The sequence below is a fragment of the Budvicia aquatica DSM 5075 = ATCC 35567 genome, from assembly GCF_000427805.1.
GTDB classification, from domain to species: Bacteria; Pseudomonadota; Gammaproteobacteria; order Enterobacterales; family Enterobacteriaceae; genus Budvicia; species Budvicia aquatica.
Map to the genome: position 1 here is coordinate 31,689 of NZ_ATYS01000042.1, position 15,646 is coordinate 47,334.

Consider the following 15,646-nt stretch of genomic DNA (forward strand, 5'->3'; position numbering starts at 1 on the left):
CCTGAACGAATAGATTCTATAATGCGCAAATAGACGGCCCGGTATATTCACCGGGCCGTTTTACTTATAGAATCTGGTAATCTCAATTTAAGGTTCAAACGTTTCTGAATCCATCACGATGATAATGGCCAAGGCAATGAAGAAAAAAATTATAGGGATCGTTGTAATACTTATTCTGGCCGGAGCTGCCGGACTTTTTGCTGGATATAAATGGCTACAGAATTATGCCAATATGCCGCTCAGTATTGAGCAAGAAACCTACTTTACTTTACCCGCAGGTACCGGACGTACGGGATTAGCCCAGCTACTGGCGGAAAAACATATTGTTGAAGATATAAAACCATTCCCTTGGCTACTGAAGATAAAGCCAGAATTAACCGGATTTAAAGCCGGGACCTATAAGTTAGCGCCGGGAATGAGTATTAAAGATTTACTGCTGTTACTGAGTTCCGGTAAAGAGGCCCAGTTTTCAATTCGTTTTATTGAAGGGACCCGGATGAAGGATTGGCTGCCGCTGTTGAAAGAGGCGCCTTATCTCAATCATACGCTTAAGGATTTAACTGATAAGGACATTGCAGAACTACTTAATATTAACGATCCTCAGCACCCTGAAGGTTGGTTATATCCGGATACTTATAACTATACCGCCGGTACTACCGATATTTCGCTGCTCAAGCGGGCTCATGAACGAATGAAGTCCACAATTGATGAAATATGGGCGGGAAGAGAAGAAAACCTCCCTTATAAAACGCCGTATGAGATGATGATCATGGCATCTATCATTGAAAAAGAGACGGCTTTAGATTCAGAGAGAGATAAAGTTGCCTCGGTGTTTGTTAACCGCATGCGTATTGGCATGAAATTACAGACGGACCCGACGGTAATTTACGGCATGGGCGAACAGTATAATGGCAATATTACGCGCAAAGATTTAACCACCCCAACGGATTACAATACCTATGTCATTGGTGGGCTGCCGCCGACGCCCATCGCGATGCCCGGCATTGCTTCATTGAAAGCTGCCGCACATCCGGCCAAAACCTCTTATCTCTATTTTGTTGCTGACGGAAAAGGTGGACACACATTTACCACTAATCTACAAAGTCATAATCAGGCCGTACGCAATTATCTTCAAATTTTACGGGCAGGAAAGTCATAGTATGAAGGGTAAATTCATTGTTATTGAAGGGCTTGAAGGGGCTGGAAAAACCACGGCACGCGATACCGTTGTTGCAGCGCTAAATGCCAATGGAATTCAGAATATCGTGTTTACCCGGGAACCCGGCGGAACGCCGCTGGCGGAAAAGCTGCGAGAACTGGTAAAACAGGGCGTTGAAGGTGAATTGCTGACCGATAAAGCTGAAGTGCTTATGATGTATGCTTCTCGTATTCAATTAATTGATAACGTGATTAAGCCTGCTTTAGGTCGAGGCTCTTGGGTGGTCGGCGATCGGCATGACTTATCCTCTCAGGCCTATCAGGGCGGCGGTCGGGGTATTGATAATAAGCTGATGACTACCTTAAGGGATACCGTTCTCGGTGATTTCTATCCTGACCTGACGCTGTATTTAGATCTTCCGCCTGAAATTGGTTTACAACGTGCCAGACAGCGAGGGGAACTTGATCGGATAGAAAAGGAGTCGTTGAGCTTCTTTGAACGTACCCGAGCTCGCTATCTTGAACTTGCCGCCAGTGATAGCTCAATTATCACCATTGATGCATCACAGCCTCTGGAACTGGTTACCGCTGATATCCGTCAGGCGATGAAACAATGGTTGGAGAGTAATAAGTGATTTGGTACCCGTGGTTAACGCCAGTGTATAAGCAATTAGTTGCGCAATATACCGCTGAGCGTGATCATCATGCATTGTTAGTACAATCAGTACCGGGCTGTGGCGATGAGCTGTTAATACAGGCGCTGGGGCGGTGGCTAATGTGCCAAAATCGCAATGGCGAGAAAACCTGTGGCGTATGCCATAGCTGCAATTTGATGAAGGCCGGAACCCATCCGGATTGGCTAGTGATAACCCCGGAGAAGGGAAAAAGTTCTCTTGGGGTCGATCAAATTCGTCAGTTAACGGAAACGTTATATTCACACGCTCAACAAGGTGGGTTAAAGGTTGCTTGGATCCCTCAATCTGAGCAACTCAGTGAAGCGGCCGCCAATGCATTGCTAAAAACCCTTGAGGAACCACCTAAGAACACTTACTTCCTGTTAGGCTGCCACGACCCTTCACAGCTGCTGGCCACCGTGCGCAGCCGCTGCTTTCATTGGTTATTAGCCTGTCCGGATGAGGACTTTAGCGTACAGTGGCTGGAACGGCAAAATTCAGGTAACCCGGGTAGCTTTAGAACGGCACTGCGCTTAAGTAACGGTGCCCCGGTTGCGGCTCAACAGCTATTAACCTCTGAAGTATGGGGAAAGCGTGAAACCGTTTGTCAGGGCTTAGGCGTCGCTTTCCAACAACGCGATCTACTATCATTGTTCCCGCTATTAAATCATGACAATGTTGAACAACGCATCCATTGGGCGGTCTCTGTTTTGTTGGATGTTGTAAAATACCAGCAGGGCGCGACCAGCTTCATTGTTAATCAAGATTGTTTTAGTACCATTCAGAATATGGCCGGTTTAAGTTCTGCCGTTATATTTAATCAGATAAGCCAAAAGTGGTTGAGCTGTCGCCATGATTTGTTCACCGTTGCCGGGGTAAACCGGGAGCTATTATTGACCAATATGCTGAATCAGACCGATCTGCTGTTAGCCTGACCTTTAATTGAAATGAGTTAATTTCCCCTATGTATTTAGTTGATTCCCATTGCCACCTCGATGCGCTGGACTACCAAGGCCTGCATACTGATTTACAAAGCGTTCTGGATGCGGCGAAACAGCGGGATGTCGCAGCCTGTTTGGCCGTATCGACAACATTGCCTGGATTTAAAAACCTAAAAGAAATGGTTGCCGGTCATCCTGAAGTCTATCTTTCCTGCGGTGTTCATCCTTTGAATTTAGATGAAGTTTACCAGCAGGAAGAGTTGTTGAACCTTGCCTCGGACAATCGGGTCGTCGCTTTAGGTGAAACCGGGCTGGATTATTTTTATCAGCAAGATAATCTCCCGCTTCAACAGACCTGTTTTCGTCAGCATATCCAGGTCGGCAGAGAACTGAATAAACCGGTAATTGTTCATACGCGTGATGCCCGCACAGATACGCTTTCTATTCTGAGAGAAGAAAAGGCCAGTGAGTGTGGCGGAGTATTACACTGCTTCACCGAAGATTGTGATACGGCTAAGCAGCTGCTTGATATTGGTTTTTATATTTCATTTTCTGGTATTGTCACTTTCCGTAATGCCGATGCACTGCGCGAAGTTGCCCGCTATGTGCCATTAGATCGCATGTTAATAGAAACTGATTCACCTTATTTAGCCCCGGTTCCGCATCGCGGAAAAGAGAACCAACCCGCCTATGTCAGGGACGTCGCTGAATATTTGGCCGTTCTCAAAAGGGTTGATGTCGCTGAACTTGCTCAGATAACCACGCGTAATTTTAGTCAGTTATTTAAAGTTACCCTGTAACTTAATGCGCGTTTTTAGCGGCCTGTTACTGGCGACGTAGCGGGCCGGCGATCTGACGCCGGCGCATTAGTGCTCAATTATTAATAGCGTTTATATTTTTATGCTGCTAATATGCGGCCGCCTTCAAAGTACCACCGCGTTTAATCCTCTTCTACGCAATAACCTATGCTCATCTGGGTAATTTCTCTGCACCTGTTTTACCGGATTTAACTGCATACTCAGACCAATATTGGCCCGGGATCGTTAAATTTCAGGTAATAAAATACGGGGCATGTAAAGGATCGATGCATTATGGATATGCAATCAACAAAGTATGGAAGAACGTTTCATTAGCCGTTTTCACCGGGAACAACCAGTGACGATCGCATTAATCATCACTGGTGGAATGATATATCAAAAATCGGGCAGTTAATTCATACCGAAAAGCTGGATGGCGAGAATAACTGCCTGAGCAAACATGGGGTATTTGCACGATCTCATGCAGCGCCGACCCGTTCTGCATGGACTCAGCAAATTCGCCAGCGTTGGCAACTGATTAAAGACGACTTAGGTGATATCGAGATTTTTGGTGAAAATCTCTATGCCATTCATTCAATTGAATACCGTCGGCTTGAAAATTATTTTTTTGTATTTGCCGTACGCTGTAAAGACGTTTGGTTAAGCTGGGAAGAAGTCGGCTTTTACGCCGCTTTATTTGACTTCCCTCGGGTGCCGGAAATAGTCCCGGGGCCGTTAGGTCATAATGAACGAGATTTTAGCCAGTTGATTATTGATGCGGCTAAGCAAAATAGTCTGTTTGATTCGTGGGATATTCATTCACAAACGGCATGCTCGATGGAAGGGATTGTCAGCAGGAATAGTGGAGAATATCGGGTATCTGATTTCTCTCATCAGGTGTTTAAATACGTACGTAATAACCATGTTCAAACCGATGTGCACTGGAAGCGGAACTGGCAACGGGCACCGCTTAGTTTTGAGCGAAATGGGACAGGAGAATAACAATGAACTGGACATTAAGTCATGATAAGTCCTGGCCTTTTTTGGAAAAAAACTACTCATGGGTTGCTGATATGCAGGGCGTTGAACAGGATCCTGTTTATCATGCAGAAGGCGATGTGGCCGAGCATACCCAGCGGGTATTACAGGCGCTGATAGCCCTGCCTGAATACGCAAGATTAGGGCCTTTAGAGCAAGAGATTCTTTGGGCTGCGGCATTACTTCATGACGTAGAAAAACGCAGCACGACCCGCGTTGATCCGGATGGGAAAATTACCTCTCCGGGCCATGCTAAGCGCGGTGAGTTAACCGTACGGCAACTGTTGTTTAAACAAGTTCCGGCCCCGTTTGACATCAGAGAGTCGATAGCAGCATTGGTTCGTTATCACGGGCTACCTCTGTGGATTATGGAAAAACCAGATCCGCAAAAAGCCTTATTCTCAGCATCATTACGGGTAGATACCGGTCTGTTGGCCGTTCTGGCTAAAGCTGACGTTTTAGGCCGGGAATGTTCGGATTCTCAGGAACTGCTTAGTCGGATTGAACTGTTTGAATTGTATTGCCGCGAGCAGTCATGCTGGCGACAGGCTAGGGTATTTAATTCAGGCGAAGCGCTGTTTAAATATTTTTCAACTGAAGGCGGAGCATTAGACTATCAGCCTTATGATGACTATAAAAGTAAGGTTACCTTACTATGTGGCTTATCGGGGATGGGAAAGGATCGCTATATTCAACGCTTTCACCCGACAACGGCGGTAATTAGTCTGGATGATATACGGCGTGAATATAAGATAAAGCCAGATGATAAAACGGGCAACGGGCGGGTGGTTCAACAGGCAAAAGAGCTGGCCAGAATAAAGTTACGTAAGGGTGAAGATTTTGTCTGGAATGCCACCAATATAACCGGTCAAATGCGCCAACAATTGGTTAATTTATTCGTTAGCTATCACGCTTGGGTCAAGATTGTTTACATTGAAGTGCCTTACGCACGATGGCGTATTCAAAATAGCGGGCGTGAATATGCGGTACCGGAGAAGGTGCTGGATCGAATGCTAAGTAAGCTTGAGCTTCCGACTCAGGATGAAGCCCATAGCGTGGTCTATCATATTGAAGAATCGGTTACGTATTAACAAAAACGCCGTGTGGCTGATACCACGCGGCGTTTTTTTAGCTGCTATAAGGCAGGTCACTAGAGGTGATTAAGCCAGGTTTTTAGCCACAAATTCCCAGTTAACCAGAGCCCAGAAATTCTCTAAATATTTAGGACGGGCATTACGGTAATCGATGTAATAAGCATGTTCCCACACATCAACGGTTAACAACGGCTTATCACCGTCAGTCATTGGATTAGCTGCGTTAGAGGTGTTTACGATAGCTAATTTGCCGTCAGCTTTTTTAACCAGCCAGGTCCAGCCTGAGCCAAAGTTTTTAATAGCGGAATCAGTTAATTGCTCTTTGAATGCAGCAAATGAGCCGAAATGTTTAACAATCGCATCGGCAACCGCACCAGCAGGCTCGCCACCGGCGTTTGGTGCTAAGCAGTTCCAATAAAAAGTATGGTTCCACACTTGAGCTGCGTTATTGAAAATTCCACCGGAAGATTTAAGAATAATCTCTTCCAAAGATTTACCTTCAAACTCAGTACCCTTAACTAAGTTGTTCAGGTTAACAACGTAGGTATTATGGTGTTTACCGTAGTGATACTCTAAAGTTTCAGCTGAGATGTGTGGTTCTAAACCGTCTTTAGCATAAGGCAGGGTTGGTAATTCAAAAGACATTGCATTGCTCCTCAAGAAAAATAAATCGCTCATTGATTTCTGTAACTCTAAACGTTGCAGTTATCTGAATCATGAGTCATTTGCAAAAAAACTGTTGTTACATTGTTATAGGATATGATTTTATCAACTTTTTTTTATATTAAAAGAGGGATATAGGAAAAGGTTAAAATGTTAATGGCCACAATGGCCTGTGATTCCCCTGACAGCTGGGAATCAGGCAAAATAAAAAAATCCTGTGGACAACAGGATTTTGCACTAAATTGAACATTGTATTCACATTACAACTTATGCAGCCTAATTTGGTTTCTATCTGCTACAATAAAACCCTGCTAAAGATGGCATTTTTTCTTATCGATATAGCCGCTACAATAGTAAGACAATGAGCGCAATGCATGCTTGAGGAAGCAATACAATGACAACAATAGAAAAAATTCAGCTTCAAATCGCTGAAAACCCAATCCTGCTGTATATGAAAGGCTCACCAAAGTTACCGAGCTGTGGTTTCAGTGCTCAGGCGGTACAGGCTTTGTCTGCCTGTGGTGAACGTTTTTCTTATGTCGATATTTTACAGAATCCGGATATTCGTGCCGAGCTGCCAAAATATGCCAACTGGCCGACATTCCCGCAGCTGTGGGTTGATGGTGAATTGATTGGCGGATGTGACATTATTTTAGAAATGTATCAGCGCGGCGAACTTCAACCGTTACTGAAAGAAGCAGCGCTTAAATATGGTGCGACAGACGCAGAGTAAGCGACAAGCACAATAAAAATAGCCCCGCTAGTTAATACTATCGGGGCTATTTTTTTAATCTCTTACCTGGTGAGCTGGCGATAACGGCCATCCGCCCATTTTTTTCCATCGATTGACTAACTCGCAGAACAGCTCTGTTGTACGCTCAGTATCGTATAGTGCGGAGTGGGCTTGAGAGCTATCAAAAGGAATTCCACCGGTCAGACAGGCTTTGGCTAGTACGGTTTGCCCCAAGACTAATCCGCTAAGCGCGGCAGTATCAAAGGTTGCAAAAGGATGGAACGGATTGCGTTTTAATCCGGCACGTTCAGCCGCAGCCATAAGAAAACCATGGTCAAAAGCTGCATTGTGGGCGACAACGATGGCTCGGTTACAGTTTTGATCTTTAATTCCCTTACGTACCATTTTAAAAATAGCGTGTAAGGCATCATATTCACTGACCGCACCGCGTAGTGGGTTAGTCGGGTCAATGCCGTTGAAGGCTAAAGCATCCGGCGACAAAACTGAGCCTTCGAATGGTTCAATATGGAAGTGTAGCGAATGGTCTTTGATCAGCCAGCCTTGTTCATTCATTTTTAAGGTAAAGGCGGCTATTTCTAATAAGGCATTAGTTTTTGCGTCAAATCCTGCCGTTTCTACATCAATAACTACAGGATAAAAGCCACGAAAGCGATCGCTTAAACTGTTTGGAGTATTATTATCAGCCATGTCTACCTATCTATGCTTAAAACTGTTCGAAAAAAATCAGACGGCTATTATGCCAAATTTTGTCGAGTCTTGCAGTCTGCATCAACCTGAAGGTTGAAAAGAGCTTTAAATTCGCTGCCGCTGATTGAAATAAGGGCGGCCATTAAGACAGAATTACAGACGCGCCCAAGCAAGGGCGCGTGGGAAGGGCAGGAAAAATAAATTAGTTGCCTAGCGCTGAGGAGGCATTTTTATTTTCAATTAGCTCAATTTTATAGCCGTCAGGATCTTCAACAAATGCAATAATTGTCGTTCCACCTTTTACCGGGCCAGCTTCTCTGGTGATTTTTCCACCGGCAGCACGAATTTGTTCACAGGTCTGCGCAACGTTATCGACGCCCAGTGCAATATGGCCGAAGGCCGTCCCCATATCGTAGCTATCAACACCCCAATTATAGGTCAGTTCAATTACCGCCCCTTGGCTTTCATCGCTGTAGCCAACAAATGCCAAAGAGTATTTATATTCAGTGTTTTCGCTGCTACGGAGCAGGCGCATGCCGAGTACTTGAGTATAGAAATCAATCGAGCGCTGTAAGTTGCCAACGCGCAGCATGGTATGAAGTAAACGCATGTTGTTATCCTCTTTTTTCGTCAAGTCGAAAGGTTAAAGTCAATGTGTTAAATTTATGTTTCACTAAGTTGGCGAAACCGCATCATTGTGCAAGTGGAGAAAGTATACCCTGATATTCCTAACAGGTTGAAGTTTTCTGTTTATCTTGTTTAAAGTGAAGTAGGTAGAATTAATAAAACGTATCGCAAATGAGAATAGGTTGAATAAAGCCTTGCATTTTGTTGTGCTTCAATCTATTACATATTAATAACAATGTCAGCCAGAGCTTGATTAAACTGATTAGGATCTTGGGTGTTATCATGCCACAGCAGCTTGAATTTTTTGATATTCCATCCCCTTGTCGGGGTGTTTGTCAAAGCGATATACGAGGGTATTGCCTCGGATGCCTAAGAAGCAGGGATGAGCGTTTCCAGTGGATGAAAATGAGTGATATGCAGAAGCGAGAAGTTCTCCGACTATGTCACCAGCGTCGACTGATTCGTAATAGACGCGCGGTAGAGAAAGACCAAGCGGACCCACAGCAAGACTCATTATTTTAAATCGGCTTGATTATCAACATATTCGTTGATAATTATTTATAGTTACTTTGTGTGCGCTCGATCGACTATGTTCAATTTCCTTTATTTCAATTACTGTATTTATTTTATATTTACAGCATAATAACCACGCTTAAATGAGTAAGCACTTTTAAAAAAGGATGAACAATGAAACGTTATTTAACCGCTTTGGCAGCTCTGGTTGCTTGTGCTGGTGTTCAGGCTGCAACAATTGAAGTTCCTGTTAATAGTGTTTCCGCTGAGGGAATCGGTCAGTCAATCGGTAATATCACCATCAGTGAAACTGAATATGGTCTGCTGTTCACACCAAATCTTAAAGAATTACCTGCAGGCGTTCATGGATTTCATGTACATGAAAAGGCCAGCTGTGAGCCCGCAACGAAAGATGGTAAAGCGGGTGCAGCATTAGCCGCCGGTGGCCATTTTGATCCAGAAAATACCGGTAAGCATTTGGGCCCTTACGCGAGCGGTCATTTAGGTGACTTACCTGCTATTTATGTAGCAGTAGATGGCACCGCAACAACGCCAGTATTGGCCCCCCGTTTAAAAACAATCGATCAAGTTAAAAACCATGCATTAATGGTTCATGCTGGTGGTGATAACCATTCAGATCATCCTCTGCCGTTGGGCGGTGGTGGTGCGAGAACTGGCTGTGGTGTCATTAAGTAATATCTGATTATTTCTAACACACATTACTCTTTATGACGTATTGATGTGCAAGTGCCACCTCTTTTAGGTGGCACTTTATTTTAAAAAATGATTATTTAACATTAATATAATAATTAATTTCAATTTAATTAATATGTTAATGTAGGCGTTTATCTCGTTGAAAATAGGTAGAAAATGAATTGTTTCACATGTGAAAAGTTAGCTTGGTAGGCATTAGCGATGGTTAATATCTTATTGATTAGAATTTAATGTTTTAATTATTAGCATTTTTATAGAAAAAAAAGTCATAATTGAATCTGAATTATTTCACACACACTATTATCCATAGTTTACTTATTCTTAGGTTATTATATGAATTCTAAAATCGAATATACGTTAGGCGCAGATATAGCAAAATTGGTCCGCAGCTGGCGCAGCATTATTGATCTTCGCCTTAAGCCTATTGGTTTAACGCAAACGCATTGGATTACGCTTTACTATTTAAATACGCTGCCACCGAATCAATCTCAAATTCAGCTCGCCAAAGCGATTGGAATTGAGCAGCCTTCATTAGTGCGTACCCTTGATCAATTAGAGCACAGAGGGTTAGTGCGCAGAGATCCTTGTCCATGCGATCGTCGTGCTAAGCAAATTAATCTGACGGATGAAGCTAAGCCGGTATTAATTGAAGTCAATGACGTTGTTGAAAGTGTGAAAGAGAGTGTCCTCGCGGGTGTCAGCGAAGATCAGCTGGAAACTTTCATTAATGTGATTAAAGCATTCGAACAAAATATCGCTGCCATGGTGAGTAAATAGTTTGGTCATTAGATAAATGTTTTTTGAATGTGCATATACATTTGATATTAAATGATAAAATCTTTTTTCCGTGTAGGGAGTTACGGCTAAAAATATGATGATATCAGCACTGACTTTATTGCCAGTACGGTTTTTCTGTGGCAATTGGCCTAGATTTTGATTTAATACCTATCTAATTATCTGATTCTTTCAGAGCAATAAGCATAGATAGAAAGGCATTAATCATGATATCTGGTCAATATATCGGTGTTATGTCCGGAACCAGTTTAGATGGTGTTGATGTCGCCTTGGTTGACATCAACCCGTCATCGGTTATCCAAAAAGCAAGTTATTCCCATCCTATGCCCTCTGACATAAAGCAGGATATTCTTGCCGTATGTCAGGGGCAGCTAACCACACTTTCTCAAATTGGCCAATTAGATCTTCGCTTAGGTATATTGTTTGCCGAGGCGGTGCTGGGCTTATTGCAGCAACATCAAATTAATCCTTCCGATATTCTAGCGATTGGTAACCATGGGCAGACTGTCTGGCATCAGCCGCAAGGACAGTACCCGTTTACCATGCAGCTCGGTGACAACAATCGTGTTGCCGCGATGACCCAAATTAAAACCGTCGGCGACTTTCGCCGAAAAGATATGGCGTTTGGCGGGCAGGGTGCGCCATTAGTTCCTGCGTTCCACCAGGCCTTGCTTGCTGTGCCTGACGAACGCCGGATGATATTGAATATTGGCGGAATTGCTAATTTGTCATTGTTAATCCCGGGGACGGATGTCAGTGGATTTGATACCGGTCCCGGCAATATGTTGATGGATGCCTGGATTCAAAAACATCAGCAACAAGGCTTTGATCGGGATGCTATATGGGCTCGCCAAGGAAATATCAATTTCCCACTGCTGTCAGCTATGCTATCCGATCCCTATTTTCAGTTAGCCGCGCCTAAAAGTACCGGACGGGAACACTTTAATTTGAAATGGATAAATCAATTTATTGAAGAGTTCCCTCATATCGCTCCTCAGGATGTTCAGGCCACATTAGCTGAGCTCACCGCCGTGAGTATTGCCAATCATATTCGTGATGCCGGTGGTTGCGATCGATTGCTGGTCTGCGGAGGTGGGGGACGTAATCCACTATTAATGGAACGCCTTTCCCGATTACTTCCTGAGACCCTGGTTGGCTTAACGGATAGCTACGGTATTAGTGGTGATGATATGGAAGCGATTGCTTTTGCTTGGCTGGCCGCCAGAACGATCGCTGGCCTGCCGGGGAATATACCTTCTGTAACAGGAGCTTCCAAGCTTACGGTTCTTGGGGCTGTTTACTCTCCCTAAATGAAAATACTGAGATAATATTCCGTATGCTATACTTAACGTACGATAATCCACGTTAGGAGTGAATATGAAAAAGCTAATGTTAGGTTTAGCGCTGGTTACATTAGTCGGTTGTAATGCGGCTAAGACAGAGAAAACAACGACGGAAACTTTGATATATTACCAATGTGGGAATCAACCGCTAGATATTAGATTAGATAAAGAAGCACAACAGGTTAGCGTTATTATCGACGGGAATGAACAACATCTTCGCCAAGTGGTTTCCGCCTCCGGAGCCCAATATAGCAATGCTTATTATACCTTCTGGTCTAAAGGTGATAGCGCTATGATTCTACGTGGCACTACGATTATTCTTAATGACTGTAAATTAGTCCCTTAACAGATCATTTTTTCTCTACTTACTGCGTCAGAGCGTTTGAAATCCTGACGTAGTAAGTGCAAGATAAGGCAAAATTAGATTTCAATAGGTTTTCTGGTTATGCCAAATCAGTCCAGCAGTGATATTGCCGACCTGCGGCGAGAATATACTCAAGGCGGTTTACGTCGGAAAGATTTACCTGAAGATCCGTTAGCCTTATTTGAACTTTGGCTAAAGCAAGCCTGTAATGCTCAAATCCCCGATCCTACAGCGATGTCTGTTGCTACTGTTGATGAACAGGGGCGACCATATCAACGTATTGTTTTATTAAAACATTATGATGAGAAAGGCTTCGTCTTTTATACCAATCTTGGTAGCAGGAAAGCTCAGCACATCAGTCATAACAATAATGTGAGCCTATTGTTTCCATGGCACGTCTTTGATCGTCAGGTCATTGTTTCCGGTAAAGCGGAGCGGATGTCATCAATGGAGGTCGTTAAATACTTCCATTCTCGTCCGAAAGACAGTCAGATTGCAGCCTGGGTCTCCCAGCAATCTTCGCGTATTTCAACTCGCGGCGTGCTTGAAAGTAAATTCCTTGAGCTAAAACAAAAATTTTTACAGGGTGAAGTCCCGTTACCCAGCTTTTGGGGGGGATTTCGCGTCAGTATCGACGCGATAGAATTTTGGCAAGGCGGGGTAAACCGCTTGCATGACCGATTTATCTATCAGCGAACAGAAAATAACTGGAATATTGACCGTTTGGCGCCTTAATCCCTAGCCATTAGCTTAAGTGACGTTTATTCTATCCAGTCCAATAAAAACGATTTACATCATCGCGATAGTTACAATTGAAAAGATATCGCAATTTATAACAACGGAGTTATGTATCGATGGCGAACAACCTGATTAAACAATTGCAAGAGCGTGGGCTGGTAGCCCAGGTGACGGATGAAGACGGGCTATCAGAAAGATTGGCTCAAGGGCCAATTGCACTGTATTGCGGCTTCGATCCTACCGCAGACAGCTTGCATTTGGGCCATTTGGTTCCGTTATTATGCTTAAAGCGTTTTCAGCTTGCAGGTCATAAGCCTGTCGCCTTGGTTGGTGGCGCAACCGGGCTTATTGGTGACCCAAGTTTTAAAGCGGCTGAACGTAAACTGAACACGGAAGATACGGTTGGCGACTGGGTTGAAAAGATCCGTCAGCAGGTTTCTCCATTCCTTGATTTTGACTGTGGCAGCAACAGTGCCAGAATGGCCAATAATTACGATTGGTTTGGCGGAATGAAAGTTCTGACGTTCTTACGTGATATAGGTAAACATTTCTCTGTTAATGCGATGATCAATAAAGAAGCGGTGAAGCAGCGCCTTAATCGCGATGACAGTGGTATTTCCTTTACGGAATTCTCATATAACCTGCTACAGGCTTATGATTTTGCGTGTTTAAATGAAGAACACGGCGTTGAGCTACAAATTGGTGGCTCCGATCAGTGGGGGAATATTACATCCGGTATCGATCTGACCCGTCGTTTACATCAGAATCAGGTTTACGGTTTTACGGTTCCGCTAATCACTAAGTCTGACGGCACTAAGTTTGGTAAAACTGAAGGCGGAGCAATTTGGTTAGATCCGAAGAAAACCAGCCCGTATAAGTTTTATCAGTTCTGGATCAATACTGCTGATGCTGACGTTTACCGCTTCTTAAAGTTCTTCACATTTATGTCCATTGAAGAGATTAATGCACTGGAAGAAGAAGACAAGAATAGCGGTAAAGCACCACGAGCTCAGTATGTATTAGCTGAAAACGTTACACGTTTAGTTCATGGCGATGCCGGTTTAGACGCGGCTAAGCGTATTACTCAAAGCCTGTTCTCCGGTGAGCTTAATGATATCACTGAAGATGACTTTGCTCAGTTGGCCCAAGACGGTATGCCAGCAATTGAACTTGAGTCAGGCGCTGATTTACAGCAGGCGTTGGTTGATTCTGAACTGGTACCTTCCCGTGGTCAGGCGAGAACCATGATCGGTTCTAACGCTGTTACTATTAACGGTGAAAAGCAGTCAAATCCTGAGTACGTTTTTGCTGATAGCGATCGTTTATTTGGTCGTTACTCGCTGTTACGTCGGGGTAAAAAACATTATTGCCTGATTTCTTGGAAATAAATTACACTATTAATTCGGTCGCAGCAGCGGCCGATTTTTTTGGCTTACAGATAGCGTAACTCTCCTTATTTCTGACACAATGTCTCCAAGGCGTTTTAATATCTAGGGATAATTCTAAAATGAAAAATATTTTATCCATTCAATCTCACGTGGTTTATGGTCATGCGGGGAACAGTGCTGCGGAATTTCCGATGCGCAGAATGGGTGTTAATGTCTGGCCGTTGAATACCGTTCAATTTTCAAACCATACTCAATACCGTCAATGGGAAGGCTGTGTTATGCCAGCCAGCCACTTAACTGACATCGTGCGCGGCATTGGTGAGATTAATCAGTTAGTGCGCTGTGATGCGGTATTAAGTGGCTATATCGGTTCTCCTGAGCAAGGGAAAAATATTCTTGATGCGGTTGCTCAGGTAAAAGCGGCTAATCCATCTGCATGGTATTTTTGCGATCCTGTGATGGGACATCCCGAAAAAGGCTGTATTGTTGCGCCGGGCGTTGCAGAGTTTTTCTGTAAAGAAGCATTGCCGGTTAGCGATATGATGGCGCCAAATTTACTGGAATTAGAACAACTATCCGGTAAAACACTGACCACGGTAGATGAGGTTATTACCGCGGCCCGTGACTTGTGTAAACAAGGGCCAAAAGTCATTTTAGTCAAACATCTTAGCCGGGCAGGGTATCAGGCTAACGCGTTTGAAATGGCTTTAGTTACTCTCGATGAAGCCTGGCATATTAGCCGGCCGTTAGTCGATTTTGGGCCACGTCAGCCTGTCGGCGTTGGTGATATCACCAGTGGGTTACTGTTAGTCGATTTATTACTTAACAAGCCATTGCCTGAGGCATTAGAACACGTCACGGCGGCGGTGTATGAAATTATGCTCGAAACTCAGCGTCGCGGAGAGTACGAGCTACAAATCGTGGCAGCGCAGGATAAGATTGTTAATCCAGAGCATCATTTCAAGGCGATAAAGCTGTAGTTTGTTGATGTTTTCTGCGTAAGAAAAACGGGCCTTAAGGCCCGTTCAGATTGCTGACGAACCCCATGTTTTTACGTGGGGTTCGTTCTTTCTAGCGACCGAAGGTCGCGATCGCGATATTTTTTTGCCTACATTCATTTTGTCTGTTTAGAGCCCTTGATAGCTTCATTATCAGTTGTAACCTCATCCAGGACTGCTTATAAAGCCAAAAAAGCGCCACCATCAGCGCTATCTTCTTCATATTCTGCGCTGCAGCCGCCAGAAGACACTGCATCTGCACTTTCATTAGTCCACGGAACCGGGCATAACGGTGACCATGATGTTGTTTTGCATCCGCGAAGCTGCGTTCTACTGTTTCCTTGCGCCGTTCATATATCT

18 protein-coding genes and 1 pseudogene are annotated in these 15,646 nt (G+C 44.0%); 15 read left to right on the forward strand and 4 right to left on the reverse strand.

Translation table 11 applies throughout. The features are described from left to right. The first annotated feature begins 136 nt into the window (after positions 1–136). From mltG to YWE_RS0115590, 6 genes and pseudogenes are all read left to right on the forward strand, one after another. Complete coding sequence (gene mltG, locus YWE_RS0115570; protein ID WP_029095376.1) at positions 137–1,159, forward strand: endolytic transglycosylase MltG; 1,023 nt, start codon at positions 137–139, stop codon at positions 1,157–1,159. Position 1,160: 1 nt separating this feature from the next. Next, complete coding sequence (tmk, locus tag YWE_RS0115575) at positions 1,161–1,793, forward strand: dTMP kinase (protein ID WP_029095377.1); 633 nt, start codon at positions 1,161–1,163, stop codon at positions 1,791–1,793. After that, on the forward strand, positions 1,790–2,767 hold the full coding sequence (holB, locus tag YWE_RS0115580) for a DNA polymerase III subunit delta' (protein ID WP_029095378.1): 978 nt from the start codon (positions 1,790–1,792) through the stop codon (positions 2,765–2,767). The genes tmk and holB overlap by 4 nt, the downstream gene beginning before the upstream one ends. A 29-nt stretch (positions 2,768–2,796) precedes the next feature. Continuing rightward, complete coding sequence (locus YWE_RS0115585) at positions 2,797–3,573, forward strand: metal-dependent hydrolase (RefSeq protein WP_029095379.1); 777 nt, start codon at positions 2,797–2,799, stop codon at positions 3,571–3,573. Positions 3,574–3,864: 291 nt separating this feature from the next. Further along, positions 3,865–4,572 (forward strand): annotated as a pseudogene (locus tag YWE_RS29700) (RNA ligase family protein). Positions 4,573–4,574: 2 nt separating this feature from the next. Continuing rightward, positions 4,575–5,699: an AAA family ATPase gene (locus tag YWE_RS0115590; RefSeq protein ID WP_029095380.1), complete on the forward strand. Its 1,125-nt coding sequence runs from the start codon at positions 4,575–4,577 to the stop codon at positions 5,697–5,699. Between the two features lie 69 nt (positions 5,700–5,768). Here YWE_RS0115590 and sodB read toward each other — a convergent pair whose 3' ends face one another. Beyond that, complete coding sequence (gene sodB, locus YWE_RS0115595; RefSeq protein WP_029095381.1) at positions 5,769–6,347, reverse strand: superoxide dismutase [Fe]; 579 nt, start codon at positions 6,345–6,347, stop codon at positions 5,769–5,771. Between the two features lie 412 nt (positions 6,348–6,759). Here sodB and YWE_RS0115600 point away from each other — a divergent pair, with 412 nt between their 5' ends. Further along, positions 6,760–7,098, forward strand: a complete 339-nt coding sequence (locus tag YWE_RS0115600; protein ID WP_029095382.1) for a Grx4 family monothiol glutaredoxin — start codon at positions 6,760–6,762, stop codon at positions 7,096–7,098. A gap of 54 nt (positions 7,099–7,152) precedes the next feature. On the opposite strand, the gene rnt is transcribed toward YWE_RS0115600, so the two are convergent. Then, entirely contained in the window at positions 7,153–7,806 is a 654-nt protein-coding gene (gene rnt, locus YWE_RS0115605; RefSeq protein WP_029095383.1) for a ribonuclease T, read from the reverse strand. A gap of 202 nt (positions 7,807–8,008) precedes the next feature. Then, positions 8,009–8,416: a lactoylglutathione lyase gene (gene gloA / locus YWE_RS0115610; protein ID WP_029095384.1), complete on the reverse strand. Its 408-nt coding sequence runs from the start codon at positions 8,414–8,416 to the stop codon at positions 8,009–8,011. Between the two features lie 299 nt (positions 8,417–8,715). On the opposite strand from gloA, the gene YWE_RS29705 reads away from it, so the two are divergent. The 8 genes from YWE_RS29705 to pdxY all read left to right on the forward strand — a co-directional run bounded on the left by YWE_RS29705 (position 8,716) and on the right by pdxY (position 15,268). Continuing rightward, positions 8,716–8,955 (forward strand): DUF1289 domain-containing protein, encoded by a 240-nt coding sequence (locus YWE_RS29705; protein ID WP_071605882.1) that lies wholly within the window; start codon positions 8,716–8,718, stop codon positions 8,953–8,955. Positions 8,956–9,120: 165 nt separating this feature from the next. After that, positions 9,121–9,642, forward strand: a complete 522-nt coding sequence (sodC, locus tag YWE_RS0115620; protein WP_029095386.1) for a superoxide dismutase family protein — start codon at positions 9,121–9,123, stop codon at positions 9,640–9,642. 363 nt (positions 9,643–10,005) lie between these two features. Beyond that, positions 10,006–10,437, forward strand: coding sequence for a transcriptional regulator SlyA (gene slyA / locus YWE_RS0115625; RefSeq protein WP_029095387.1), 432 nt, complete (start codon positions 10,006–10,008; stop codon positions 10,435–10,437). Positions 10,438–10,661: 224 nt separating this feature from the next. After that, a complete protein-coding gene (gene anmK, locus YWE_RS0115630; protein ID WP_029095388.1) occupies positions 10,662–11,765 on the forward strand; it encodes an anhydro-N-acetylmuramic acid kinase in 1,104 nt (367 codons plus the stop codon). Between the two features lie 67 nt (positions 11,766–11,832). Beyond that, a complete protein-coding gene (locus YWE_RS0115635) occupies positions 11,833–12,144 on the forward strand; it encodes an MliC family protein (protein ID WP_029095389.1) in 312 nt (103 codons plus the stop codon). Between the two features lie 99 nt (positions 12,145–12,243). Then, complete coding sequence (pdxH, locus tag YWE_RS0115640) at positions 12,244–12,897, forward strand: pyridoxamine 5'-phosphate oxidase (protein ID WP_029095390.1); 654 nt, start codon at positions 12,244–12,246, stop codon at positions 12,895–12,897. 119 nt (positions 12,898–13,016) lie between these two features. Then, the gene (gene tyrS / locus YWE_RS0115645; protein WP_029095391.1) at positions 13,017–14,288 is read left to right on the forward strand and encodes a tyrosine--tRNA ligase; all 1,272 of its coding nucleotides are present in this window, start codon (positions 13,017–13,019) and stop codon (positions 14,286–14,288) included. A gap of 119 nt (positions 14,289–14,407) precedes the next feature. Then, on the forward strand, positions 14,408–15,268 hold the full coding sequence (gene pdxY / locus YWE_RS0115650; RefSeq protein ID WP_029095392.1) for a pyridoxal kinase PdxY: 861 nt from the start codon (positions 14,408–14,410) through the stop codon (positions 15,266–15,268). 91 nt (positions 15,269–15,359) lie between these two features. On the opposite strand, the gene YWE_RS31475 is transcribed toward pdxY, so the two are convergent. Then, positions 15,360–15,646, reverse strand: a 287-nt coding sequence (locus YWE_RS31475; protein ID WP_029095393.1) for a transposase, incomplete at its 5' end; no start/stop codon positions are given.